2 protein-coding genes are annotated in these 808 nt (G+C 47.4%); both read left to right on the top strand.

Annotation, left to right across the window (positions count from 1 at the left end; translation table 11 throughout):
* The coding region (locus GY843_RS16500) for a hypothetical protein (RefSeq protein ID WP_297311195.1) at nucleotides 1-182 on the top strand (182 nt) is incomplete at its 5' end.
* 114 nt (nucleotides 183-296) lie between these two features.
* Nucleotides 297-665, top strand: a complete 369-nt coding sequence (locus GY843_RS16505) for an NUDIX hydrolase (RefSeq protein ID WP_297311196.1) — start codon at nucleotides 297-299, stop codon at nucleotides 663-665.
* Nucleotides 666-808: the final 143 nt, after the last annotated feature.

The following is an 808-nucleotide window of genomic DNA, read 5'->3' on the forward strand; positions in this document are numbered from 1 at the left end:
CTGGTACGTATAGGTGTACTAGTGGACGCAAGGCACAAACAATTACACCTATCCTGACAGCCCGTTTAGTGTTACCCTCGCCTAAATCGCGGGCAAGATCTTTTGCAACCTTCCATCCCGTGCAAACCCCTGCTCTACCCGTGGAGGGCGTAGCCTCGATGGGCACTGATGTCGTGGAGTGAAAAGCCATCAGAAGTCGATTTGCTTATGTATGAGAATCGAATGGAATAGCATCTATCCACTCGACTTTGTTAGTGGATAGGTGCTGCTGTAGAAATAGTCAAGAAAGGATTCTGATGAAACCAAAAAGGTTGTCGCGAACTGTTATTTATGAAAACCCGTGGGTCAATCTATATGTTGACAAGGTACAATTTCCCGGTGGTCGGATCATTGAGAAACATCATATCTTGGAGTTTGAAAAGGAAGCTGTGGCCGTTATAGTTGAGAACGCCCAAGGCCAGGTTCTACTAGTCCACGCGTATCGCTATGCCACGAACAGTATTGAATGGGAAGTGCCTGCGGGAATAGTAGAGCCAGACGAACCGATCATCGAGGCTGCCAAACGAGAGGCTAGGGAGGAGTCAGGGTATGAAACTGAGGATCACGAGTTGATTTATACCTTTTACCCAATAAATGGTATTTCAATCAAAGAAAATGGCCTATAACAACACGCATTGGCTGCTAGATCTTCAATCACGATTCGCCGTTTGGTTACAGATGGGACCGAGGTATCACCGATGCGGGTCGTAGCAAGATCAATCGGATCTTGGCGAGCGATCCAGGCTGCGCCACGATGTTGTAGTTCAAG

This window comes from Neptuniibacter sp. (assembly GCF_024231755.1).
Taxonomy (GTDB): Bacteria; Pseudomonadota; Gammaproteobacteria; order Pseudomonadales; family Balneatricaceae; genus Neptuniibacter.

Excerpts from the sequence above, each read along its gene's own strand:
- GY843_RS16505 (WP_297311196.1), top strand. The coding sequence starts at position 297 with ATGAAACCAAAAAGGTTGTCGCGAACTGTTATTTATGAAAACCCGTGG.